Source organism: Clostridium lapidicellarium, assembly GCF_041224415.1.
Lineage (GTDB): Bacteria > Bacillota > Clostridia > Clostridiales > Clostridiaceae > Clostridium_B > Clostridium_B lapidicellarium.
On record NZ_JBGFFE010000011.1, the window covers coordinates 1 to 24803 of the forward strand.

Below are 24803 nucleotides of genomic sequence, written 5' to 3' on the forward strand. Positions count from 1 at the left end.
AACGGAAGATTTGAACAAGCGTGCCTTGGAAGCAGGGTATAAACTGGTTGAAAATTTCAGCTCTTTAAACAAAAGTTGTAAGTTAGTAGGATAGTTTTTAATGGAAAATCATGATTTTTAATACTGCAATTTTAATCAATAAGCACAATACGACTATTGGAAGCAATTTACAATAGCCCTATTGTGCTAACAATTTATAAAGACAGTTCTAAGATTTATGTAAATCAAACCTAGGTACGTTATTTTTCTTATTTTTAATAATTCTTTGCTTCTTCCCTTGTCATCCAAAAATGGATGCCCGTAGTGGAATCTTTCCATCGGTCTTCATCAAAATTCTTTACTTCTACCCATTCACCTACACGATAAACAAAATTTTCATCTACCAAAGACCAAGCTTCTTTGTAAATTTCTTTATAGTCCAAACTTTTGATTGTAAGGACTTTTGCTTTGCTGCAGCGGCAAGAAGGCAATGTAGCCGAAGTTCGCTTTGCATCTGCCGGTATTAGAAGCTGTACCAAACAATCATTAAAACATTTTTTATATCCCAAAAAGGCACCTTTTTCCGGACAGTGTAGACGAAACCACTTTGTATTCTTGTTGGAAACGATATTATTCAATTTAGCATATTCTAATACCGCACCGTATAAATTTGCATCTTCGATATTACAGCTTGTCATATCTGCATACCGAAGTGCTGCACATTTTAAATTTGCATGCCGAAAGTTTGTTTTACGTACAGTGCATTCATCAAATAAAGCATTGAAAACACTGCTGTATTCTAGATTTGCTTCGTCAAACCTGATTCTATGAAATGCACTGAAAGAAAAATCAATATTAGATAAATCCCATTTTGTGAGATCCATGTCAAAAAGCTCTATTTCTTTTAAAACGAGTCTTTCTTTGGGTTTTCTAGCTTTCAATATGCTTTTAAATTCTTCTTGTGATAATCTGTGCATGAGATTTTCCCCCTTTATTTTTTGCAGGCATACATCTGGATAAAGTCTATACCTGCCCTATTGCAGCCATGCTGAAGACAGGATACCTAAAATTCTATTTAAAATTATCATATCATATTCTATTAAGTGTATAAATCAATATTTTGAATGTATACAAAATTTAAGAGTGAAAAGAGCAAAAGAACTTCTTTTAAATACAGACTTAACGATTTTATAAATTTCTCAAATTGCAGGTTATGAGTATAATTCGTCATTTACTAAAGTGTTTAAAAACTTAGAAAAAAATATCACCTGTGGAGTTTGGAAAAGAAATCAAAAAAATAGACTAACAACATACTGTATTTCAGCAAAAATCTATTTGATTTAGAAGATATAAAGATATTATAATTTAAATGAAATAGCGAATATATTTATGTAAAAATATTTTTATTGAACAAAATAAAAAGGAGCTTGATTATATTATGATAGATATATCGATTTGCAAAGAATTAAAAGAAGCTTGTCCTACAATAGCTCTAGGGTGCATACAGGCACATGTAATTGTTGAAAATAGCAGCGATGCCTTGTTGAAGGAAATTAGCAGCTATTGTAAAGTATTAAATGAAGAAATACATATTGAAGAATTATCACATTTACCTCAAATTGAAGCCGGAAGAGATTTATATAAAAAACTTGGGAAAGCACCTAGTAAATATCGACTATCTTCTGAAGCTTTAATCAGAAGGGTATTACAGGGGAAAGGTCTTTATAAGGTAAACAATGTTGTAGATATTAATAACTTAATATCCTTGAAATCCAAATTCCCTGCGGGCTCATACAATATTAAAAATATACATTCACCCATTTCATTGTCGATAGGAAAAGAAGGTGAACACTACAAGGGTATTGGCAAAGCTCTGATAAATATTTCTAATCTCCCTGTATTAACCGATTCTATTGGCAGCTTCGGAAGTCCTACCAGTGATTCGGAAAGAGCTATGATAACAGATGATGTAAATGAAATTTTATTGTGTATTTATTCTTTTAGTGACAGAATTGATATTGAGAAATATTTGGAATATGGTAAACACCTTCTGGAAAAGTATGCTGGTGGAAAAGGCATTGAAATTAAAACAATTGAATAAAGTGAGCAGGGGGTGCTGATATTTTTTGGACAGCTAAATTGCCCATCCAGGATTTTAGTTTCGCCAGGTATTTATGGATTCAATATTCAAAAGTAGATTAGGTGTATAATAGTGAATAAGGTAATTGAATTATTTTTATAAAATATAAATGCCTGTGGCATATTTAAAGAAAGGGTGAGAACACATGACTCAAAAATTGAAACTGTGGCTGTGGCTGTCTGTTGTCATGGTGATTGCCGGTGCACTGCTGCTGTTTCCGATTGGCAGGTTAGCTTTAAATGTTGTATTTGTTATAGTTAAAATTGGTATGTTGACCGGCTTGTTCATACTTTTATTTTCAAGGAAAAAATTTGGCTTTTATATTTGGGCGCTGTTTTCTGTCGGCGCTGTGATAATGACTCTGATCAAGTGGAATATTATAGGAAGTGCTTCTTTTCTGATAATTGCAAGCATTGTCGTTGACATACTCATGCCTGTTGTTGCGTACATGTTTATGAAAAAAAGATGGAGTGAGTTTTAGAACATACGGTCTTTCGTATTTTCTTTCAAAAGAGAATATGAAAGGCTGTAAACTTAATCTTCAATGTAAAGATGCAGCTTATTGTTGACAGCACCGTATATTATGTATACAATTGATGTATGTATAAAAGATTAAAAGCTGATAGGCTTCAGAGAAAATTATTGGATCTTATAAATTGTTTTAATGAAAATGACAGCAGAGCAAGAAATTTTGGCACAGATACCATGCTGCATATTTCAGAAATTCATCTTATTGAATTTATAGGGAATAATGAGAAACTTTCCATATCTGAAATAGCACGGAAAAAGAATATTACGAAAGGTGCAGTGTCCCAGACGGTAATTAGGTTGGAGAAAAAGAAACTGGTTGTAAAGGAGGTGAATCCAGAAAATAGATCCCAGCTTATTGTATCGCTGACCGGAAAAGGATGGACAGCATACAGGGAACACAAGAGGTATCATGAAAATATTACCAAAATGATTTTATCATGTATGCAGGGTAAATCAGAAGCGGAGATCTGTGCTATTTACAGTTTTTTAGATGAATTACAACACTTGATGGAATAATAATTTTTTATAGCCAATGCGTATAGTATATATACGCTTAAATATGTTTTGAAGGGAGATTTTCTATATTGAATGATGAAATTAACGGAGAAAAAAAACCTGTACTGACAAAATCTTTGATAATTCTTATGACAATTGCCTGCGGAGTTTGTGTAGCCAATCTGTATTATGTACAGCCTCTGGAGTCTCAAATTGCCAGAGCTTTCCACGTATCACAGAATTCAGCGGGTATAGCTACGATGCTTACACAAATTGGATATGCCTGTGGAATTTTGTTTATAGTTCCACTGGGAGATATGTGTGAAAGACGTTCGCTTATAATGCGAATGCTACTTGTTGTTATACTGGCATTGGTTATAATAGCTTTTTCACCCAATTATCTTATTATGGTGGGATTTATGTTCATACTTGGCATTACAACAGCTGTACCGCAGATTATTGTTCCCTATGCGGCTCACCTTTCACCTCCAGGACAGCAGGGAAAAGTTATAGGAGATGTTATGAGCGGTCTCCTTGTGGGAATTTTGCTGTCTCGTGCTTTCAGCGGAATTGTAGGAGCAGCTTTTAATTGGAGAGTTGTGTATGTCTTGGCCGCAATTATGGTAGGAATACTGTTTATATTTATTGCAAGACTCTTTCCTTCTGACAGACAGATATCTGAGGGCACCTATACGAAGCTTTTGAAATCAATACCAAAACTGGTAAAGACTCAGGTTTCCCTCCGTGAATCGGCGGTGAATGGTTTCTTTATGTTTGGTTCCTTTACTATATTCTGGACATCACTTATTTTTCTGCTTGAAACGCCAGTTTACAATATGGGTACGAGAGAAGCCGGTTTGCTTGGCCTTGTAGGAGTGGTAGGTGCATTGGCAGCACCTTTGATCGGGAAAGTTGCAGATGAGAGAGGTCCCAGATTTTCAGTTGGTATAGGAGTGTTGCTTTCTACTTTGGCATATGTGTGTTTTTCAATTTTCGGATATGATATCTGGGGTCTTATTGCAGGAGCGATAATTCTGGATCTTGGGAATCAATGCGGACAAGTTTCAAATCAGGCGCGGGTTCAACTTTTGGGGGACAAAATGCGCAGCCGCAATAATACTGTATTTATGTTTTCATATTTTATGGGTGGTGCAGTAGGTTCCTTCTTGGGGACTCTTTGCTGGCAGAATTTTAAATGGCAGGGTGTATGTGCAATAGGGATTGCATTTCAAGCAGCTGCAATCATTGCCCATTTTATAATCTACAGACCTAGGAAAGCATTGAATGTTTAGATTTTTTTAGATTGAATGGACTGATCTATTGATATTTTAATAGATCAGCCCATTGTTTTTTAATCGGTAAATTTTGACGCTATAATAGAAATTAATGGTATAATATAGCTAAAAATAAAATTACAAAAATATACAAAACTTATTTTCTAAATGAACAAACTCTAATATTTAAATTTTATGCTAAAGGCCAATAAAAATAATTTGGGGTGATAAAATGGGCGATAGCTTGAAAAATATAAAGTTGATATTAGAATGTTTATTGGAAAACTTGGATGAAGGAATTCAAATAGTAAATTCTAAAGGAAAGACCATATATTATAATAAATCCATGGGTAGAATAGAGGGGATTCAGCCTGAGACTGTCTTGCACAAGAGAGTTAATGAATATTTGAAAGATGTTAAAGAGGATTCTTCAACACTTGTGCAGGTTCTTAAAAATGGCGAGAAGATCACAAATTTAGTTCAGAGTTATATAAGTGAACATAAAAAGAAAGTTATTACTATAAATACTACTGTGCCTGTGAAATATGACGATTTTATAATAGCTGCAATTGAAATATCCAGAGATTTCACACAGTTGAAGAAACTGACAGAATATATATGCAGACTGCAGGATATGGATAGAAAGACTAAAAAGCACTATAGTTTTAATGATATATATTATAAGAGCAGTGTCATGAAAAATGTGGTGGAAAAAGCTGAAAGAGCAAGTAGATCGAGTTCTTCCGTACTAATTTATGCCGAAACCGGATGTGGAAAAGAAGTTGTTGCCCAGAGCATTCATTATGATGGATTGAGGAGAAATGGGCCATTTATACCTGTGAATTGTGCAGCTATCCCGGATTTATTGTTGGAAGGAATACTTTTTGGAACAGAAAGGGGGAGTTTCACCGGAGCGGAAACTAAGAAAGGCTTATTTGAACAGGCCAATCATGGAACCATTTTGCTTGATGAGGTTAATTCTATGAAGCCTTATCTTCAATCTAAACTTCTGAGAGTAATTCAGGAAGGGTATGTGAGACCTGTGGGAAGTAGTAAAACCGTAAACATAGATGTTAGAATAATAGCTACGATAAATGAAAATCCTGAAAAACTTATATCGGAAGGTAAACTTAGATCTGATTTTTATTATAGATTGAGTGTCATAGAAATTAATATACCTCCCCTTAGAGAAAGAAAAGAAGATATAGAATTATTTGAAAAACATTTTATTGAACATTATAACAACATTTTAGGAAAAAATATACAGGGTATAGATGATAATGTAATGCAGAGCTTTTTGGAATATGATTGGCCTGGCAATGTAAGGCAGCTTAAAAATGTAATTGAATCAGCTATAAATATGGCGGATAATAATACAATTTTAAATTATAGTCATTTTGACACAAAAATTTTTTGCGGACCCTCTAATATATGCAATGATTTAAATTCCTTTGGAAATGAAAAAATTGATCTGCCTTTGTATGTAGATAATATAGAGAGAAAAATTATAAAAAGTATATTGGCAAAGAATAATTTTAATATTAGCAAAACTTCAAAACAATTAAATTTATCAAGACAGGACCTGCAGTACAAGATAAAAAAATATAAAATAGGTTAATTTGATATATGGCATTTAGTTTGTACATTTTGTAATTTCTTTAAAATATTAAAGTACAAGGCATCCGCTTTATATAGGTTTTTTAAGCCTTTAGCATTGTGTGGATGTTGTTTGGGGAAAATTATATAGGGATTAGATATTGAGAGTTTTGATCATTTTATTAAAAATGCAAAAATATTTGCAATATAGTAAAAAAATTTGCATTTTCTAGAAATAAGAATAACAGTGATATTATCAATTAATTGTCTGGATACAGGCAATTTTTTTTGCACAAAAATTTACTAAGTACATTGTAAATTGAAGGATCTGGAATTGGCAGGATAAATGCTGGATATTAATTGAGAAGTATTAAAAATGAGCTGCGGGAGGTGAAAATCTATGATAGAAAAAGGAACTTGGGTTGAAATAGAAAAAATTGTTTTGCTTCCAAAAGACAGGGCCAAAAATATACCTAAAGAAACAAAAAAGACAGCTTTAAAGTGCTGGATAAAAGGCAATTGTCTAACTGACTGTGAATTAGACGATGATGTAAAGGTCGTGACAAAAACGGGGAGAATAGTTGATGGAAGAGTTGTAGATGTGGAACCTGGTTATTATCACTCTTTTGGTAAATATATTAGAGAAATAGGCGATATTGGGAAACAGGCAAAGAAGATTATTGGGTAAATATCAGCAGAAGAGGTGAATGTGTAATGAATAAATATGAAGATATCATGTCCAGAAAAAATGACATAATGCTTAAATCTGTCGGTATTGATTTTGACAGATATGAAAGGGGAAAAATTTCTTTTGATTATGAAAAACTTATGAAAGATGTAGGCTATTCTATTGATGAAATTATAAAAATACAAAGAGAAGTTGGAGTTGGGAATACTCCTTTATTGGAATTGAGAAATATAACAAAACTTGCTAGAAAAGTTTCCAAAACTGGGAAAGCAGCTGGGATATTTGTGAAAGATGAAAGCTGTAACCCTTCTGGGAGCTTTAAGGATAGAAGAGCTTCCATATCTGTATATAACGCTGTAAAGAGAGGATATGAAGGTGTAGCTGCTGCAACTTCGGGAAATTATGGCGCAGCTGTCGCCTCACAAGCTGATATAAGGGGTATGAAATGCATAATAGTAAATGAATGTTATGATTCAAGAAAAGTTGGTCAGCCCGAAATATTAGAAAAGGTGAGAAAGTGTGAGGGATATGGGGCCGAAGTCATTAGGCTCACAGTGGGACCTGAATTATTTTATGCTTTCTTAAAAATATTAGAGGAAACAGGATATTATAATGCTTCATTGTATTCTTCCTATGGAGTGGCAGGTATCGAAACTTTGGGCTGCGAGATAGCTGCCCAGTGTAGAAACAGATTTGGAAAAGAACCAAAAGCTGTGATCATAAGCCATGCAGGAGGCGGAAATGTTACTGGAACTGCAAGAGGTCTTATAAAAGCAGGTGCAGATAATACAGAAGTAATAGGGGCTTCCGTTGATTTAAGCGGCCTTCACATGGCCTCCGACATAGATTTCAATAAAAAATCTTTTACTACAAGTCATACGGGGTTTGGCATACCTTTTGCCACTTATCCGGATAGATCCGACGTACCTAGAAGTGCTGCAAGGCCTCTTAGATATTTGGATAGATATGTAACTATAAGTCAAGGAGAGGTATTTTGGATGACTGAAATACTGGCTCAGCTGGAAGGAATGGAAAGAGGTCCTGCAGGAAATACTTCTCTGGCAGCTGCCTTTGCCATTGCACAAGAATATGACAATGATGATGTAATAGTGGTCCAGGAAACCGAGTATACGGGTGCGGGAAAACATATATTATCTCAGCTTAATTTCGCAGAGGAAAATGGAATTAAAATCATCTTGGGGAATCCGAAGGATCAAATACCTGGGAAAAATATAATAATTCCATCCCATCCTGGTCTAGTGTCTGTGAAAGATGAAGATATGGAAAAATTAAAGGGGTCTTATATAAAAAATTCTCTTAAGAAATTAAAGGGAAATACTGTGGATAAAATTGATGTAAAGTTTTTAGCTGAAGAAACCAGGAAAAGCAGTGAACAAATAGCTGATATATTAAAGAAAAATAATATTTTTATAAATTAGAGGTGGATTTTAATTATGAAGAGGGTCGATGATTTCCAGGAAAGAAGAAAGCATTTGGAAAATTTAAGTGATAAACAGCTGTATGACAGATTTTGGGGCCTGGTTGAACAAATTGTTCAACCTCTAGCGGACCTGGCCTATACACATACTTCTCCAGCTATTGAACGTTCTGTGCTTTTGAGAATGGGATTTTCAAGCTTAGAGGCCAAGCCTATAGTAGAATACGGTACGAAATGGAATTTACTGGGAAAAGGTATGGGAAATGTGGTCTTGACTTATGCCAAATTGAAAAATGTGGATTACTTGAAAGCCGGGGAACAATTATCCAAGGGTATTGGATGGAATTTGGTTATTGAGAACATGAAAGCTGGTGAAAAAAATGACTAAAAAGCTGAAAGAAAATGAAAAATTGAATATAAAAGAAATCCTTAAAGATCTGGACAAATATGAGCCTAAATGGAGAGGATGGCATTGGAGGGAACCCTATCCCGAGGGAAAAGTCGGAGAATTTACTTATCGTGAAATTTCAAAACCTCTAAAAAAAAGTCAGCCATTGCCTGCTGCAAGAAGTTTTGAAAATATAGATCCTCAGCCTAAAGCTATTATAACGACTGAAATTGCTTCAGGAAGGTTTGAGGACGATTTAAGAAGAATGAGAATGGCTGCTTGGCATGGGGCGGATCATCTTATGGTAATAAGGACTGCAGGACAAAGTCACATTGACGGATTGATAGAAGGAACTCCGGAAGGTGTAGGAGGAGTTCCAATTACTAGAAAGGAAGTTAGAGCCACCAGAAAAGCTATAGATATGATAGAAGAAGAAGTTGGAAGGAAAATTAATTTTCATTCCTATGTATCTGGTGTTGCAGGGCCGGACATAGCTGTGATGTTTGCAGAAGAAGGGGTCAATGGTGCACACCAGGATCCTCAGTATAATATACTTTACAGGAATATAAACATGTTTAGATCCTTTGTAGATGCAGCTGTTGCAAAGGGGATAATGTCATGGGCCGGTATGCTCCAGATAGATGGCGCTCATAATGCCAATGCAACGGCAATGAAAGGATATAATGTAATGCCGGAACTTATGGTTCAGCATGCAATAAATGCCAAGTTCTCGGAAATGGTCGGAATGAAGCCTGAAAATATAGCACTTTCTACTGTGCCGCCTACTTCTGCACCAGCTCCCTGTATGCGCTACGATCTTCCCTATGCGGTAGCCCTGAGGGATCTGTTTGACAAATATAAGATGAGAGCCCAGATGAATACCAGGTATATAGAATCCTGTGAAAGGGAAGCTATTGTGTCGCATACCTTAAATTTACTGATATCTGCACTGACATCAGTGGATATCCAAAGCACTATAACTCCGGATGAGGGAAGGAATGTTCCATGGCACTATAATAATATACATGCTGTGAATACTGCAAAACAGGCTCTTATAGCTATGGATGGATTGAAGGATATGGTGGAAATAAAAAAGACAGGGCCTCTCCCTGAAAAAGTGAGGGAGTTAAAGGAAAGGGCGGTATTGTTTTTAGAGGAAATAATAGAGATAGGAGGATACTTTAAAGCTGTGGACTCGGGTTTTTTTGTGGATTCAGGCTTGTATCCTGAAAGAAATGGAGATGGAATTGCAAGGAAAATGGATGGAGGTGATGCCGTAGATACAATAGTTAAAAGAGAGAAAAATTATTTTGCTCCCGTATGTGCTCATTTCGGGTACAACAATGTACCTGATAATTATGATAAACCCTGTGATACCATAAATAAATGTACACTGTGTGATCACTCAAAAATCAAATATATAGATGAATTGGATGAAAATGATAATGTGTTAAAAAGGATGGAAACTGTTGAAGATGATGGAACTGTAGTCCCTGAAGTACAGTGGTCCAAAGACGGATATGTTAAAGTGACATTGTTTTTGCCGGAAAATGAACAGATTAGTGAGGCAGCAGCTCTTGAAATAGGCAGGAGAATGAATTTGAAGGAAGTAGAAGTTATACACAAACAGGTTATGCAGAAAGCAGAGGGTACTTTGGTGGAAATAAAAGGTGTAGTTGATTTTAAGCCAGTTCAGCGTGACAAGCTAGTACTTCCAAAGAGAAGGAAAGTTCTTTCTGACAAAATTATGAGAGATTATGTAAAAGAACATCCTGTGAAAGTTGTAGCTGCTACGGTAGGAGAAGACGAGCATTCTGTTGGACTCAGAGAAATAATAGATATCAAACATGGAGGTGTTGAAAAATTCGGCATAGAAACAATTTATCTTGGTACATCATGTCCTGTTGAAAAATTGGTTGAGGCGGCAATAGAATCCAAGGCACAGGCCGTGTTGTGCAGTACGATAATTACCCATAATGATGTTCACATAAAAAATATGCAGAAACTTCATGACCTATGTGTAGAAAAAGGTGTGAGAGACAAGTTAATACTGGTTTCAGGAGGAACCCAGATAACTGACGATATAGCCAAGGAACATGGAATGGATGCTGGATTTGGAAGGGGATCCAATGGTACTGACGTAGCTTCTTTTGTGATAAAAAAGCTTATGGGGCTCAATGCGGATCTGGAAGAGTGATGCCGGATTTAACTAAGTTATTAAGCAGGAGGTGACTCTTTATGAAGGTAGATTATTTAATTGCTGAAATAGGAAGTACCACAACTGTGGTTACGGGATTTAATGTAAAAAGTCAAGGTAAGGAGATATCTATTGACAAGCTTTTTCAGGGAAAAAGCTGTACTACAGTTTTGGACGGAGATGTAAATATTGGCCTTAAAAATGCAATTAAAGATATAGAAATGCAGGTGAAGGAGCCTATATATTGGGATAGAATGCTTGCAACAAGTAGCGCGGCAGGCGGGCTGAAAATAACGGTGCACGGTCTCATGAATCACATGACCGTGAAAGCGGCAAAAGAAGCTGCACTTGGTGCAGGCGGAATAGTTAAGATGATTACCTCTGGAAAGATGAGGGGCATTGATGTAAAGAGAATACATGATATAAATCCCAATATGATAATGATTGCAGGCGGAGTGGATTACGGAGAAAGGGAAACTGCCCTTTATAATGCACAGCTTATAAGCGGTGAAAGATTTGACAGGCCTGTAGTTTACTGCGGCAATGTTGAAAATAGGCAGGAAATAAGTGAGATATTCAAAGGACAGGAATTATATATTATTGACAATGTTTATCCGAGGGTAGATGAATTAAATGTGGAGCCTGCCAGAAAGATAATACAGAAGGTATTTGAAAAGAATATCGTAAAAGCTCCGGGAATGAACAGGATAAAGGACATGGTAGATGGAAGCATAATGCCTACCCCGGGAGCGGTAATGGAGAGTTCCATTATTCTCTATGATATGATAGGGGATCTAGTAACATTGGATGTCGGGGGAGCTACTACGGATGTCCATTCAGTTACAGAAGGCAGTTCGGTTGTTTTGGATATGCTTGTGAATCCGGAACCGAAGGCCAAAAGAACTGTAGAAGGAGATCTCGGAGTATATATAAACAGTAAAAATATAGTGGATCTTTTAAATGTGAAGGATATTGGAGAGATGGATAAAAGATATATATTGGCTCATATCAGGCCAATTCCCTTGGAAAAAGAGGATATAAGGATAAGCAGCATATTGACTAAAAAAGCTGTTGAAGTTGCAATGAACAGACATGTGGGAACTATTAAGAGAAAATATGGGGGCGAAAGCGGCTTTATAGCCTATGGTAAAGATCTTTCACAAGTCAAATATATAATTGGCACTGGAGGAGCTCTTACCAGGCTGCCTGAGGGGAAAGAAATTCTTTTAGGCATCAGAAATCTTAATAGCGATGATATGACTATGATGCCCGGTAAAATGGCAGAAGTATTGATAGATAAGGATTATATAATGGCATGTGCTGGGGTGTTAAGCAGGGACGACAAAGAAGCGGCTAAGGCTCTTTTAAAACAGAGCCTCCTGCAATAGTGATAATGGAAAGGGAGATAATTTTTATGGTTAGGAGATATCCTTGTGTGGAAGTGGATCTAAAAAAAGTGACTCATAATGCCAGGAAGATTATGACATTGTGTAATAAAAATGATATAGATGTTGTTGGGGTGACTAAAGTGTTTTGTGCGGAACTGCCCGTAGTTCAGGCTGTTTTAAATTCAGGAATTAATATGATAGGTGATTCTAGAATACTGAATTTGAAGAAGATGGAAGGTTTGAATTGTAAAAAGATGCTTCTCAGGATACCTATGAAAGATCAGGCCTATGAAGTAGTAAAGTACAGTGATATAAGTTTAAATTCGGAATTGAATGTAATTGGGGAACTATCGAGGGTGGCTAAGATGTTGAATACGGTTCACAATATTATTTTAATGGTGGATGTAGGGGATCTGAGAGAAGGAGTATTGATAAAAGATGTAATTGACATTGTAAAGGAAATAATAAAATTTGAAAATATAAGATTGGTCGGGCTTGGTACAAATGTTACCTGTTATGGAGGGGTTATTCCCGATGAAAACAATCTTGGAAAGCTTGTAAAACTTAGAGATAAAGTTATGGAAATCTTTGATATTGACCTTCCGATAATTTCAGGGGGGAATTCCAGCAGTCTATATATGGCTGCAGGCGGTACTGTGCCAAAAGGCATCAATCAATTGAGAATAGGAGAAGGAATAGTATTGGGAAGGGAAACTTCTTTTGGACATAAAATATCAGGCTGCTATAGCGATGCTTTTGTACTTAAAAGCGAGATAATAGAAATAAAAGATAAGCCTACGGTTCCAGTTGGGAAAATAGGAGTGGATGCATTTGGGGAAAAGCCCAGATTCAAGGATAAGGGTATAAGGAAAAGAGCCATTGCGGCAGTAGGAAGACAGGATATAAAATTAGATGGACTCAGTCCTCTGAATAAAAATATAGATATTTTTGGGGCCAGCAGTGATCATCTGATATTGGACATTACAGAGAGTGAAAAACCTTTGAAAGTCGGAGATGTAATCGTTTTTAATATGGATTATGGCTGTATTCTTGCTGCCATGACTTCACCTTATGTAAATAAATATTATTCTGCTTGATTTATTTAAGCTATTAAAAAATATGTTTGGGGGGTAATTATCGTGAAAAATAAAATAAGAATTATAATTTGGGGATTGGGTTCTATGGGAAGCGGAATTGCAAAAATGATACTTGGCAAAAAGGGATTTACAATTGTGGGAGCTATTGATGTGGATCCAAATAAAGCAGGTAGAAGACTTTATGAAGTTTTGAATATGGATCCGAGTGAAGACAGTAATTGCATAGTTGTGAAAGATGCGGATGAAATTATAAAACCAAACTGTGCCGACGTATGTATAATTGCTGCGGCTTCTTTTACAAAAATTGTATTTCCATTTATAAAAAAAGCTGCAGAAGCCGGGATGGATGTGGTGACTACTGCTGAGGAGATGTCCTATCCAAAAGCTGTAGATCCGGAATTGTCTGAAGAAATGGATAAGATAGCAAAAGAAAATAATGTTTCCATATTGGGTACGGGTGTAAATCCCGGTTTCATAATGGATTTTATTGTCATTGCATTGACGGGAGTATGTGATAAAATAGATAAGCTTACTGTAAGCAGGATAAACGACTTGACTTGTTTTGGAAAAGCAGTTATGAAAGAGCAGGGAATAGGACTAAGTCCGGAAGAATTTACAAAAAGAGTTAAAGATAACTCAGTAGTGGGGCATGTTGGATTTTTGCAGTCCTTTGGAATGTTTGAAGAGGCATTTAATGTAAAATTTGACGAGGTAAAGCAGAAGAAAGAACCTATTGTAACCAGGGTAAAGCGTTCTACAGATACTGCTTTGGTAAAACCTGGGGAAGTAGTTGGATGCAGACAGCTTGGTTCTGCAAAATTGGGTGGAAAAGAATTTGTTAAAATGGAGCATCCGCAGCAGATAAGACCAGAACTGGAGAATGTAGAGACGGGAGATTATATAAACATAAAGGGAAGTCCAGATATTGATCTTAAAATAAAGCCTGAAATTCCCGGAGGAATTGCAACTATTGCCATATGTGTCAATATGATTCCGCTTGTAATAAATTCCACTCCGGGGTTGAAGACTATGTTGGACTTGCCGGTACCCAGGGCAATAGTTGGCGACGTTAGAGATTTGGTAAAAGGTGAAAGTTAGGGGGATTAATATTGGTTAACTTATTTAGGAAAAAAAGTATTGATGATTTCAATAATACGGTCTCTCAAACGAATCTAAAAAAAGGACTGACTTCCTTCGATATAGCGGCTATGGGAGTTGGATCTGTAATAGGTACAGGAATATTTGTTGCGACAGGACAGGGTGCCCATATGGCAGGACCTGCAGTTACATTATCCTATGTAATAGCGGCAATAACAGCTGTATTATGTGCACTTACTTATGCAGAACTGGCAACTATGTTTCCAATTTCAGGGAGCACATATTCCTATTGTTATATAGCCTTTGGTGAAATTATAGCATGGATTTTGGCCTGGAATCTAATACTTGAATATCTTGTAGTAGCAGCTACTATTGCTACAGGCTGGTCTTCTACATTAGTAGGAGCTCTGGCTACATACAATATACATCTGCCTGAAATGATCACGAAGTCTCCACTGGCAGGAGGGATAGTGGATTTGCCTGCAGTTTTGATTATTGCTTTCATAAGTTGGATTTTATATATTGGTGTGTCGGAAAGTGCAAAAGTGAATAATATAATAGTTGCCATTAAGGTATCTGTAATTGTCATATTTATAATAGTAGGAGTGAGTCATGTAAACTTTGCCAATTATCATCCCTTTGCTCCTTTCGGATTTAAAGGAGTAATGTCAGCGGCATCTATCATATTTTTTGCATTTATCGGTTTTGATGCGGTTTCCACTGCAGCAGAAGAAACAGTTGATCCTAAAAGGGATATTCCATTGGGACTGGGTATATGTATGGTCATAGTCGTTATACTGTATATAGGTGTTTCGCTGGTCCTTACAGGAATAGTACCTTATAAATTAATAGATATAAATAATGCCCTTCCGGCCTCTCTTGCATATGTTGGAATAAACTGGGGTTCAACATTAGTTGCTGTAGGAGCTATAATAGGAATGATCTCCGCTCTTATAGTAACTGTATATGGACAAGTTAGAATATTTATGAGTATGTCCAGAGACGGACTGCTTCCAAAATCTTTTTCTATAATATCAAAGGTTCATAACACGCCAGCACGCTGTACAGTTATGACAGGAGCGGCAACGGCTATTTTGGGAGGATTTTTACCGCTTTCAATACTTATCGAATTATGTAATATAGGAACTCTGTCTGCTTTTTTGGCTGTATCCGTAGGAGTTATTGTTTTGAGAAAAACTATGCCCGATGTGGAAAGAAAGTTTAAATGTCCGGGAGTTCCGGTTACTCCTATATTAACTATATTTTTCTGTCTATATCTCATGATAAGTTTACCTGCTGTTACCTGGATCAGATTTATAATATGGACGGCAATTGGCATTTCAATTTATTTTATGTACGGATTGAGACACAGTACTTTAAATCAATCTTCCAGGCGTGAAAAGGAAAAATACTGAGAAGCTAAACTTTTTCCTCCTTTAAGCATAATACCAATTTAAAATAATATACAAAAATATGAGTACTGTAAAATTACTTTAAAGTAATTTTACAGTGCCTTTTTATTTTTACTTGATATTTGAGGAGTTTGAATTAGATGATGGAGAAAGTTCCTTATTTTCAAGTTTAAGAGTAAATGACAATAAAAATCCAATTAGAACGAATCCTGACAGGGCCAATGCAGCTGTATTAAATCCGTAAGCAACAGCTGATTGTTCTGATGCCATATTGCTTAGAGCTTTTTGTTGAGAATTTGACATAATGCCTATAAACAGCGAAGAACCAATTGCTGCAGATAGCTGTTGAAGAGTGTTTAACAAGGCCACTCCATGTGGGTAATATTCTTTTGGCAGTTGATTGAGAGAACTTGTTTGAGAAGGTGACAATGTACTGCCGACTCCAACACATGCTATTATATATGTAACTGCAATTTTTATAAGAGATGTATTGGTAGTTGATCGTGATAAAATAAGCAGAGGCAATAGAATAATAATGAATCCCACCTGTATTAGAAGTCTAGCTCCCAGTTTGTCATAAATTTTTCCACCTATGAGAGTTACGAGTCCATTAATGAGTGTTGCTGGAAGGAGTACTATTGCTGCTACTAAAGTTGTTGTTTTAAGTGCTCCCTGAAGGAATATGGGAAGCATTACATTCATTGTAAATATTGCCATCATAGATATCATGACAAGTATTACTCCAATTGAAAACAAGGGGAATTTAAAAGTTCTTATTTCCAGCATGGGCTCTTTTAGGTGCAGCTGTCGTTTGCCAAATACAAACAGTGATATTATGCCTACGGCAGTTATTACAGTGACTATTTTTACATTTCCACTTCCACTGAGATTGCTTAAACCATATATAATTCCTCCGACTCCAACAGTGGATAGTATTATCGATAGTATATCGATTTTGGGTTTCTTGAGAATTGATATGTTGACTAGATAGATATGTCCGAATATCATAGCTAATATTATAAGCGGAATTAGCATTATAAAGAGTACGTGCCAATTAAAAAATTGCAGTACAAATCCTGAAATTGTAGGACCAAGTGCTGGTCCGAGCTGAATTGCACAGGCCCCTATGGCCATTTCTGAACCGAGTTTTTTCGGTGGCGCTATGAGTAGTATTGTATTCATCATGATGGGGATCATCATACCAGTTCCGGAAGCCTGCAGCATCCTGGAAATGAGTAATACTGAGAAAGTCCTAGAACAGGCCGCGCATATTGTCCCACTTAGAAGTATTATTATGGCCCCAAGATACAGTTTTTTCAATTCAAATGACTGAATTAAGAATGCTGTGACTGGTACCATAACTGCCACTATTATCATGTATGCGGTTATTATCCATTGTATTGTACCTGCTGTGACATGCATTTCTTTCATAAGAATATTTAATGCAACATTCAATATTGTTTCATTGAATACTGCCAGAAATGAACTAAATGCCAGTACTGCCAAAATTGAATTCGTGTTGATTTTTGTTTTTCCCATTAAAATATTTCATCTCCCTTTTAGTTATTACAAAAAAAACAAGTAGTTTTGACAACCGGATTTACGTTATCAAAACTACTCGCTGTATAAATATTATATAATATTTATAAGAAATTTTGCAAACACTTTTTTGATTGCTTTCGTAGAACTATAAAATTGACATACTTTAAAAGTCCCTTTTCTGCATTTCCAGCAGATAGGCAGGGGCTATTCTTATAATTTTGTCTTTGACCTTCAATACAATGGTTTCGTAAGATTGATTTATACACTTTGGATTTGTTGCCTTGCTCAGATACCCTAGGATTTCTGCACTGTATGCTTTGTCCTTATTTTTATAATATATGTCTTTTAAACTGCTGGCTGAAGGGCTCAGCAATTTCCATCCCTTTAATTTCTCCATTTTTTCATTTAAATTGTTAAAGACGATGATTGACTCCAAATCAGAAATTTTTTTGGAAATATCTGTACTTTCCTCCCTGATCCTGTATTTTATCAGATCCAGGAACTCATCTTCATGGATTATTTTAATATTGTATCCCTGATCTTTTAGTTCAGCTGCCTTTTGTTCCTTGGAACTCACTCCGGAACCTCCAACTAAATATTTATCCTGAATTCCTGCAATTAGGTAGTCTGTTTTCTTTGACACGCTGCTTTTAAGTATACCCCCCAGATTAACTACCTTCTGCATGGCATCTTTTCTGCTTAAGTTTTCCAGATTACCCGTGAAGACCACGGCCTTTTTGTAAAATGGATTGGAAGTGTCAATACTGCCGGAGTCAGGTTTGATTTCAGATATTTTAACTGCATTGAACTTGTCCTTAAAATTAGAACTGCTTTTTTTGAAAAGTTCTATCTTGGGATGCAAATCCCTGAAATCTTTTATCGGAACGCTTGTATATGTATTGCAGAAGGATTCAAGGCTTTTTCGTTGGGAACGTTTCACGCATTCGATAACAAGGTTGGCGCAGGTTAGGGCGTCATCCAGGGAATTATGATGGTGGCCCAGGTCTATACCGAAATATTTGGCACGTTCTTCCAGAGATCTGCCTATCCTTTTGCCTCTGCACAGTCTTGTGGATATTGGTATGCTGCACACATATTTGAAATTTGGCATAGGTATCTTATACCATGATAGACAGTTTTTAAGTACAGACATATCGAAGGCAGCATTGTGGGCGACCAGTAAATTGTCTCCGTTGAAATAATTGCTTATTTTTTCCCATATGATGGGGAAAAGCGGCGAATTTTTAACATCTTCCGGGGTTATTCCGTTGATGGATATGTTTTTTTTACTGAAATTAAGAGTCGGCGGATGAATTAGGAAGTATTCACTTTTACATATTTCATTGTTTTCTACGGCGGCAATACCTATAGAACATGCACTGGTATATTTGTTGTTGGATGTTTCAAAATCTATAGCTACAAAATCAAATGACATAATAATCCCTCTTCTATTGTCTTTTTAAATATCAAATCTACTACATGATTATTATATATAATTTATAGATGTTTATCAATTTTAATATACATTTTTTCATCAATTGTAATAAGTAGAATATATTTTAAAATATTTGAAAATAATATTAAAGTCATTATTTCCAGAATAATAGCTAGAGAGGAGAATATAAAATTGGGGAAAAATATGTTTATCAGAATAATATGTATATTTATAATGATAATAATAATGGGCATTTCAGGAGAGGTTAATAAAACTTCAGGAATTTCTCCCAGTGGGTGAGACAATTAAAAATCAGGGGGAAGAAATATTGAAAAACAGCCGCCGGCTGCAAAACAGTGGAAGATATAAAAGGGCCATAGACGGATACAATATAATTTTATCGAATTCAAAATTCCCAGATTGTTCTATAAATGAAGCCAAGGTATGCAAGCTTCTGGCAGAACAAAAACAGCCTGTTTTAAAAAATTATTCTTTTTTACCCGAGTATATAACTGTTGCGAAGAGCGGGGGGAATTATTATAGAGACAATAAATGCAGTTATGTTTTATATGAGAGGTACAGTACCTTTAAAAAGTATTTCAACAAGCAGCAGGATTGGGTTTATATACAATCTTCCAGTTTTAAGTTTGATGAAAATGGAGTGCCGATGGTAAAATATGATGAAAAATTTTATTATAATACAGTTACCATATGTCAGTATGCTCTCCATCTATATGATAAATATATTGATGGAAAAGGTAGTAAAGATAAATTTTTGAACATAGCTGATTTTTTGATAGAAAATGTGAAAAAAGATGGATCTCTAAGGTATGGGTTTAAATATAACCATTATGAATGTTTAAACGAAGGATGGACCTCAAGTATGTCTCAAGGTCAGGCGTTGAGTGTGCTTGCCAGAGCCTATTATTTAACCAAAAACTCCAAGTATGTAAAATCAGGGCAGAAGGTGTTAGGGTATCTGTTGACCCCTATTTCAGAAGGAGGAGTGATGGATGATTTGGGAGCGTTAAATGGGAAATTAAAAAATAAGATATTTTTTCAACAATATGTAAATTCCACCCCAACTTATACTTTAAATGGACATATATTTACCCTGATAGGGCTTTATGACTGGAGTAAGGTATATTGCCCGGAAAATATATATTATTGTAATATTGCCGGACAATACTGGAAAAAAGGTCTTGATAGCTTGAAGTGCATATTGCCTTACTATGATATAGGGAGTTTCACTTCTTATGATCTCTACCATATTGTAAAAAGATCTTTTCCCAGCAGTTCGGATTTTTATCATTCCATTCATATAGAACAGATGAATGTATTGTACAATATTACTGGAGACGAATATTTTAAAAAGTTGAGAGATCTTTGGATTTCTTATGTAAAATAATGTATTTTTATAAATTGATAAATAATTAACCATAATATTGATAAAAATATAACTTTTCTTGACATATTATATAAGAATGTTATTATAAAATAACCAATTATTAAAAAATATTTGAGGTGATTTTATGATATCAAAGCAGCAGATTCAAAAAGCAGTGGATAAAGAATATAAATTGTATATAGACGGTAATTGGGTGGACAGCAGTGGGAACGACAGAATAAAAAGTTATAATCCTTCCGATGGAAGCCTCTTATCAGAATTTATAGATGCGACAGATGTAGATGTGGACAGAGCTGTGGATTCTGCCCACAGGGCTTTTAAAAACTGGAAATCAGTTGGACGTGAGCAAAGAAGCAGGTTGCTTTTAAAGATAGCCGATATTATAGATGAAAACAGGGAACACCTTGCACTGGTAGAGACACTGGATAATGGCAAACCTCTCCGTGAGACTCTCAATGTGGACGTGCCTGCCAGTGCGGATCATTTTAGATATTTTGCAGCGGCAGTAAGGATGGAAGAGGGTACCGCCCAGGATATAGACAGGGATACGTTGAGTATTGTATTAAGAGAACCTATAGGAGTAGTCGGACAGATAGTTCCATGGAACTTTCCGATACTTATGGCTGCGTGGAAAATTGCACCTGCACTTGCAGCAGGGGATGCCATAGTTATTCACCCTTCATCTTCCACGTCCCTAAGTCTACTTGAACTGGTGAAACTTATAGGTGATATACTTCCCAGAGGTGTATTGAATGTTATTACAGGCAGGGGAGCAAAATCCGGAGATTATATGCTTGGACATAAGGGTTTCAACAAACTTGCCTTTACAGGTTCTACGGAAATAGGTTACAGGGTGGCAAAACAAGCTGCTGATAAACTTATACCTGCAACACTTGAACTGGGTGGAAAATCCGCCAACATATTCTTTGAGGATGCTCCCTGGGAAAAGGCCATTGAGGGTGCACAGCTGGGTATATTATTTAATCAGGGACAGGTTTGTTGTGCAGGTTCCAGGTTATTTGTTCAAGATAAAATATATGATAAATTTTTAGCCGGAATAAAAGATGCCTTTGACAAAGTAAGAGTTGGGCTCCCGTGGAAAGATGGAATCCAAATGGGTGCGCAGGTAAATCACAGACAGCTTGAAAAAATTCTGAACTATGTAAAAATAGGACAAGAGGAAGGGGCATCTCTTGTGACTGGAGGATATAAAATAAATGAATGTGAACTCAAAAAAGGTGAATTTATAAGGCCTACAATTCTGGCAGATGCTAAGAACGACATGAGGATATCACAAGAGGAGATATTTGGGCCTGTGGCTACAGTAATAAAGTTTAAGGATGAAGAAGAAGCTATAAAGCTTGCCAATGATTCAGAATATGGTCTCGGAGGAGCAGTTTGGACAAGAGATATAAACAGAGCCCTGAGAGTCGCGAAATCAGTAGAAACTGGTAGAATGTGGGTGAATACCTACAATCAACTTCCGGCAGGGGCGCCCTTTGGTGGGTATAAAAAATCTGGAATTGGAAGAGAAACCTATAAATCCATTTTAAATGCCTATACCCAAACCAAAAATATATTTGTAAGTATAGGCGAAAATAAGTTGGGATTGTATTGATTAGAACAATTAAAGTAAAGATATACCTGGGTTTAGTTTTACATGAACTCAGGTATATTTTTTAACCCAAAAATGACTTGACAATTCAATATTGGGTTGGATGAATAATTCAATATTGAATTATTTAGTTAAAATACCGGTTTTTTTTAGATAATACATGTATTGAAAAAATAGTTATAACCCTTGAATTCTCCCTTAAAAGGAGCTTTTTTTAATTGATTACTATTGTAACTGGCATGGTAGTTGCATCTATATATTGACAAACATATTTGTTTGAAATCAAGAAATTTCTGGAAGGGAGTGATTTTGTGGATTTCTGTTATTGGAAATTTTATTGCGGATGAATATTCTGATAGGCTATTGTAACTGTAAACGTTAAGCTTTTGAATCTCGGAAGTATTTTAGGAGATCATGGAAGTACCTAAGGAAAATTATCTTTGATTCTTTGATTCTTAACATTGTGTTAAAGTATAAAATCAAAGAAATATAATATGATTTATTATATTTTCAAAATAAGGGTATATGAATTAAAAATATCAAACTATTTTGAGAAAATAAATACTTATTTACAAAGGAGTGGTACTTAGTGCTACTAAATATTTATTCTTCCGGGACGATTATAACTGATTTAAATGGTGTGATTCTGGATTTTAATTCTATAGCAGAAAGTATCTTGAAAAATTCCCAACTTAGGGGGAAAAATATTAGAATTTATCTTGAAAATATGAATTGTGGGAAATTATATGTGACTGAATGCCAGCATTGTAAAATTTATATGATGAAAATAAATGAAAATTATAGATTTAAGAAACATAAAAAAAAGAATAAATGTTTTGGTACCAGAAATACAGCAAATTCTGTGGAGTTTAGAAGTGAAAAAATAAAAAAATTATCTGCATCCGTAGAAAAGCTTTCTACAAAAGATGTTAATTTACTGCTTCTTGGAGAATCCGGCACGGGAAAAACGTTTTTGGCAAATAAAATTCATAATTTAAGTTTAAGAAAGAATAAACCCTTTGTAACTATTAATTGTACTACCATACCAGAAGAACTGATAGAATCGGAGCTGTTTGGATATGAAAAAGGAAGTTTTACGGGAGCTTCTTTAAATGGTAAGGAAGGGCTTGTGGAACAAGCTAATATGGGAACTCTTTTTTTGGATGAAATTGGTGAACTAGCTCCTACCGTACAGGCAAAACTGCTCCAATTAGTCGAGGAAAAAACTTATATTCCCATAGGATCGGTTTATCCTAGAAAAGTAGATATTAGAATAATAGCAGCTACAAATCGAAATTTAATTCAGCTTGTAAGAAATGGTGTATTTAGACAGGATCTATATTATAGATTGGCTTTGGGAGTAATAAAAATTCCACCTTTGAGGGAGAGAAAAGAAGATATAAATATACTGCTGAATTATTATTTGAATTTATTTAATAAAAAATATGATACTAGAATCGAATTATCTGAATATTCACGAAAAATGTTGAACAACTATTCTTGGCCGGGCAATATAAGAGAACTTGAGAATTCTTTAGAAGTCCTGGTGATAAACGCACCTTTTACCAATTATATAATTTCTAAAAAGGATTTGCCTGAAAACATTACAGGATTATCGAGAGCTGAGTTAGTGGATAAAAATACGGCTATTGTGAATCGAGTTGACCCCGAGCTGCGTCAGGTATTTGATTTAAATAAAAATATAAACAATTATAAAGCTGGAATTGTAAGGAAAGCTAAAAAAATATATAAAAGTTCTTATAAAGTGGCTAGATATTTAAATATTTCACAGAGTACCGCTTCTAGATTGATATCAAAATATTGCAAGTAATTTAAAAAATAACGAAGATTAAAATTTTTTGTAATGTAAAGGAAGTGAAATTGTTAATGGTATTTACATCTGTTGAATGTTTTCTGATAGTAATGGCATTTTTACTGATAGGAGAAGTTGTGTCGGAAAAAACAAAAGCTTATGTTCCTTCGGTATTTATCTCGGCTGTTCTGTTTTTGATAGGGTTTTGGACATTTGCACCAAAGGATATAGTTGTAAGAGCATCTTTTGGCAAAGAGTTCATACAGATTACCATGAGTCTTCTTCTTGTACATCTGGGTACTCTTATGAGCCTGAGAAAATTGATAGCACAGTGGAAGGCGGTAGTAGTCGCAGTCTGCGGCATATGTGGAATTATGGCTTTGACCATGAGTGTGGGGCTGTTGTTGTTTGACTGGCATACGGTTATCGCCGCAACACCGCCTCTTACAGGGGGAATAGTGGCGGCCCTTCTCATGTCCGAGGGTTTGAAAGCCAAAGGTATTACTACTCTTGCTGTACTTCCAATAGCAATGTTTATAACTCACAGTTTTTTTGGATATCCCATTACTTCTTGGTGTTTAAAGAAAGAAGGCAAAAGGATTGTGAAGGGTTTTAGGGAAAGCGGTCCCGATCCAAAAGTGATTAAAGAAGGAAGCATGTTTCAGGATGAGGGAAATAGCAGGAAAAAACTTATACCCGCACTTCCTGAAGCTTATCAGACTGCACCAATGATACTGTTTAAAGTGATATTGGTGTCCATGCTTGCGGGGTGGCTGTCTAAATTAACTGGAGGAGCTGTAAATCAGTATGTAATATGCCTCATACTTGGAGTTGTTTTTTGTGAACTTGGATTTTTGGAAGAGCAGTCCCTCGTCAAGGCAGGGGTATTCAACTGGCTTATAGCAGGGCTTTTAGCATATGTATTTTCTCAACTGTCCAGCGTTACGCCGTCACAGCTTCTGGGAATAATAGGCCCTATAATTGTGCTTATAATATTGGGAATTCTCGGCATGTTTATAATGTCAATGCTTGTGGGAAGGCATCTTGGGTTTTCAAAGGAGATGGCTTTTGCCTGTGCACTTACGGCACTTTTTGGATTCCCGGCAGATTATGTTATAACAACAGAGGTCTGTAAGTCCATAGGCACTACGGAAGAGGAAAAAAATTATCTGATAGATATATTGCTCCCGAGGATGCTGGTCGGTGGATTTATGACTGTATCCATTGCTTCTGTAATCATAGCCAGCATATTCCTTAAGCTATTATAAA

Annotated in this window: 20 protein-coding genes; 17 read left to right on the plus strand and 3 right to left on the minus strand. The window is 35.7% G+C overall.

Features of this window, described 5'->3' with window-relative positions:
* Positions 1-254: 254 nt before the first annotated feature.
* On the minus strand, positions 255-956 hold the full coding sequence (locus tag AB8S09_RS08765; RefSeq protein WP_294180723.1) for a pentapeptide repeat-containing protein: 702 nt from the start codon (positions 954-956) through the stop codon (positions 255-257).
* Positions 957-1417: 461 nt separating this feature from the next.
* Here AB8S09_RS08765 and AB8S09_RS08770 point away from each other — a divergent pair, with 461 nt between their 5' ends.
* The 13 genes from AB8S09_RS08770 to AB8S09_RS08830 all read left to right on the plus strand — a co-directional run bounded on the left by AB8S09_RS08770 (position 1418) and on the right by AB8S09_RS08830 (position 15724).
* Complete coding sequence (locus tag AB8S09_RS08770; RefSeq protein WP_369868962.1) at positions 1418-2080, plus strand: B3/B4 domain-containing protein; 663 nt, start codon at positions 1418-1420, stop codon at positions 2078-2080.
* A gap of 184 nt (positions 2081-2264) precedes the next feature.
* Positions 2265-2600, plus strand: coding sequence for a hypothetical protein (locus AB8S09_RS08775; RefSeq protein ID WP_294180719.1), 336 nt, complete (start codon positions 2265-2267; stop codon positions 2598-2600).
* Positions 2601-2719: 119 nt separating this feature from the next.
* The gene (locus AB8S09_RS08780) at positions 2720-3166 is read left to right on the plus strand and encodes a MarR family winged helix-turn-helix transcriptional regulator (protein WP_294180717.1); all 447 of its coding nucleotides are present in this window, start codon (positions 2720-2722) and stop codon (positions 3164-3166) included.
* A 68-nt stretch (positions 3167-3234) separates the two neighbouring features.
* Positions 3235-4437, plus strand: coding sequence for an MFS transporter (locus tag AB8S09_RS08785; RefSeq protein WP_369868963.1), 1203 nt, complete (start codon positions 3235-3237; stop codon positions 4435-4437).
* Positions 4438-4651: 214 nt separating this feature from the next.
* Positions 4652-6037, plus strand: coding sequence for a sigma-54 interaction domain-containing protein (locus AB8S09_RS08790; protein ID WP_294180715.1), 1386 nt, complete (start codon positions 4652-4654; stop codon positions 6035-6037).
* Positions 6038-6415: 378 nt separating this feature from the next.
* Positions 6416-6703, plus strand: a complete 288-nt coding sequence (gene ortA, locus AB8S09_RS08795; RefSeq protein ID WP_294180713.1) for a 2-amino-4-oxopentanoate thiolase subunit OrtA — start codon at positions 6416-6418, stop codon at positions 6701-6703.
* 26 nt (positions 6704-6729) lie between these two features.
* The gene (gene ortB, locus AB8S09_RS08800) at positions 6730-8142 is read left to right on the plus strand and encodes a 2-amino-4-oxopentanoate thiolase subunit OrtB (protein WP_294180711.1); all 1413 of its coding nucleotides are present in this window, start codon (positions 6730-6732) and stop codon (positions 8140-8142) included.
* Positions 8143-8157: 15 nt separating this feature from the next.
* Positions 8158-8529: an ornithine aminomutase subunit alpha gene (locus AB8S09_RS08805; protein ID WP_294180709.1), complete on the plus strand. Its 372-nt coding sequence runs from the start codon at positions 8158-8160 to the stop codon at positions 8527-8529.
* A complete protein-coding gene (gene oraE / locus AB8S09_RS08810) occupies positions 8522-10726 on the plus strand; it encodes a D-ornithine 4,5-aminomutase subunit OraE (protein ID WP_294180707.1) in 2205 nt (734 codons plus the stop codon). Before AB8S09_RS08805 ends, oraE begins: the two co-directional genes overlap by 8 nt.
* Positions 10727-10767: 41 nt before the next feature.
* Positions 10768-12114, plus strand: a complete 1347-nt coding sequence (locus AB8S09_RS08815; RefSeq protein WP_294180705.1) for a GlmL-related ornithine degradation protein — start codon at positions 10768-10770, stop codon at positions 12112-12114.
* A 26-nt stretch (positions 12115-12140) separates the two neighbouring features.
* Positions 12141-13211, plus strand: a complete 1071-nt coding sequence (gene orr / locus AB8S09_RS08820) for an ornithine racemase Orr (RefSeq protein ID WP_369868965.1) — start codon at positions 12141-12143, stop codon at positions 13209-13211.
* A gap of 42 nt (positions 13212-13253) precedes the next feature.
* Entirely contained in the window at positions 13254-14309 is a 1056-nt protein-coding gene (gene ord / locus AB8S09_RS08825; RefSeq protein ID WP_294180701.1) for a 2,4-diaminopentanoate dehydrogenase, read from the plus strand.
* An 11-nt stretch (positions 14310-14320) separates the two neighbouring features.
* Positions 14321-15724, plus strand: coding sequence for an APC family permease (locus AB8S09_RS08830; RefSeq protein WP_294180699.1), 1404 nt, complete (start codon positions 14321-14323; stop codon positions 15722-15724).
* Positions 15725-15832: 108 nt separating this feature from the next.
* Here the strand turns inward: AB8S09_RS08830 and AB8S09_RS08835 are convergent, their stop codons facing one another.
* Entirely contained in the window at positions 15833-17260 is a 1428-nt protein-coding gene (locus tag AB8S09_RS08835) for a DHA2 family efflux MFS transporter permease subunit (protein WP_294180697.1), read from the minus strand.
* Positions 17261-17426: 166 nt separating this feature from the next.
* Positions 17427-18698 carry an exonuclease domain-containing protein gene (locus AB8S09_RS08840; RefSeq protein ID WP_294180695.1) on the minus strand — a complete coding sequence of 424 codons (1272 nt, stop codon included), beginning with the start codon at positions 18696-18698 and terminating at the stop codon, positions 17427-17429.
* Between the two features lie 292 nt (positions 18699-18990).
* Here AB8S09_RS08840 and AB8S09_RS08845 point away from each other — a divergent pair, with 292 nt between their 5' ends.
* From AB8S09_RS08845 to AB8S09_RS08860, 4 genes are all read left to right on the plus strand, one after another.
* A complete protein-coding gene (locus tag AB8S09_RS08845) occupies positions 18991-20106 on the plus strand; it encodes a D-glucuronyl C5-epimerase family protein (protein ID WP_294180694.1) in 1116 nt (371 codons plus the stop codon).
* A gap of 124 nt (positions 20107-20230) precedes the next feature.
* Positions 20231-21724, plus strand: coding sequence for an aldehyde dehydrogenase family protein (locus AB8S09_RS08850; protein ID WP_294180692.1), 1494 nt, complete (start codon positions 20231-20233; stop codon positions 21722-21724).
* Positions 21725-22310: 586 nt separating this feature from the next.
* On the plus strand, positions 22311-23552 hold the full coding sequence (locus tag AB8S09_RS08855; RefSeq protein WP_369868966.1) for a sigma-54 interaction domain-containing protein: 1242 nt from the start codon (positions 22311-22313) through the stop codon (positions 23550-23552).
* A 56-nt stretch (positions 23553-23608) separates the two neighbouring features.
* Positions 23609-24802 (plus strand): hypothetical protein, encoded by a 1194-nt coding sequence (locus tag AB8S09_RS08860; RefSeq protein WP_369868967.1) that lies wholly within the window; start codon positions 23609-23611, stop codon positions 24800-24802.
* Position 24803 lies beyond the last annotated feature (1 nt).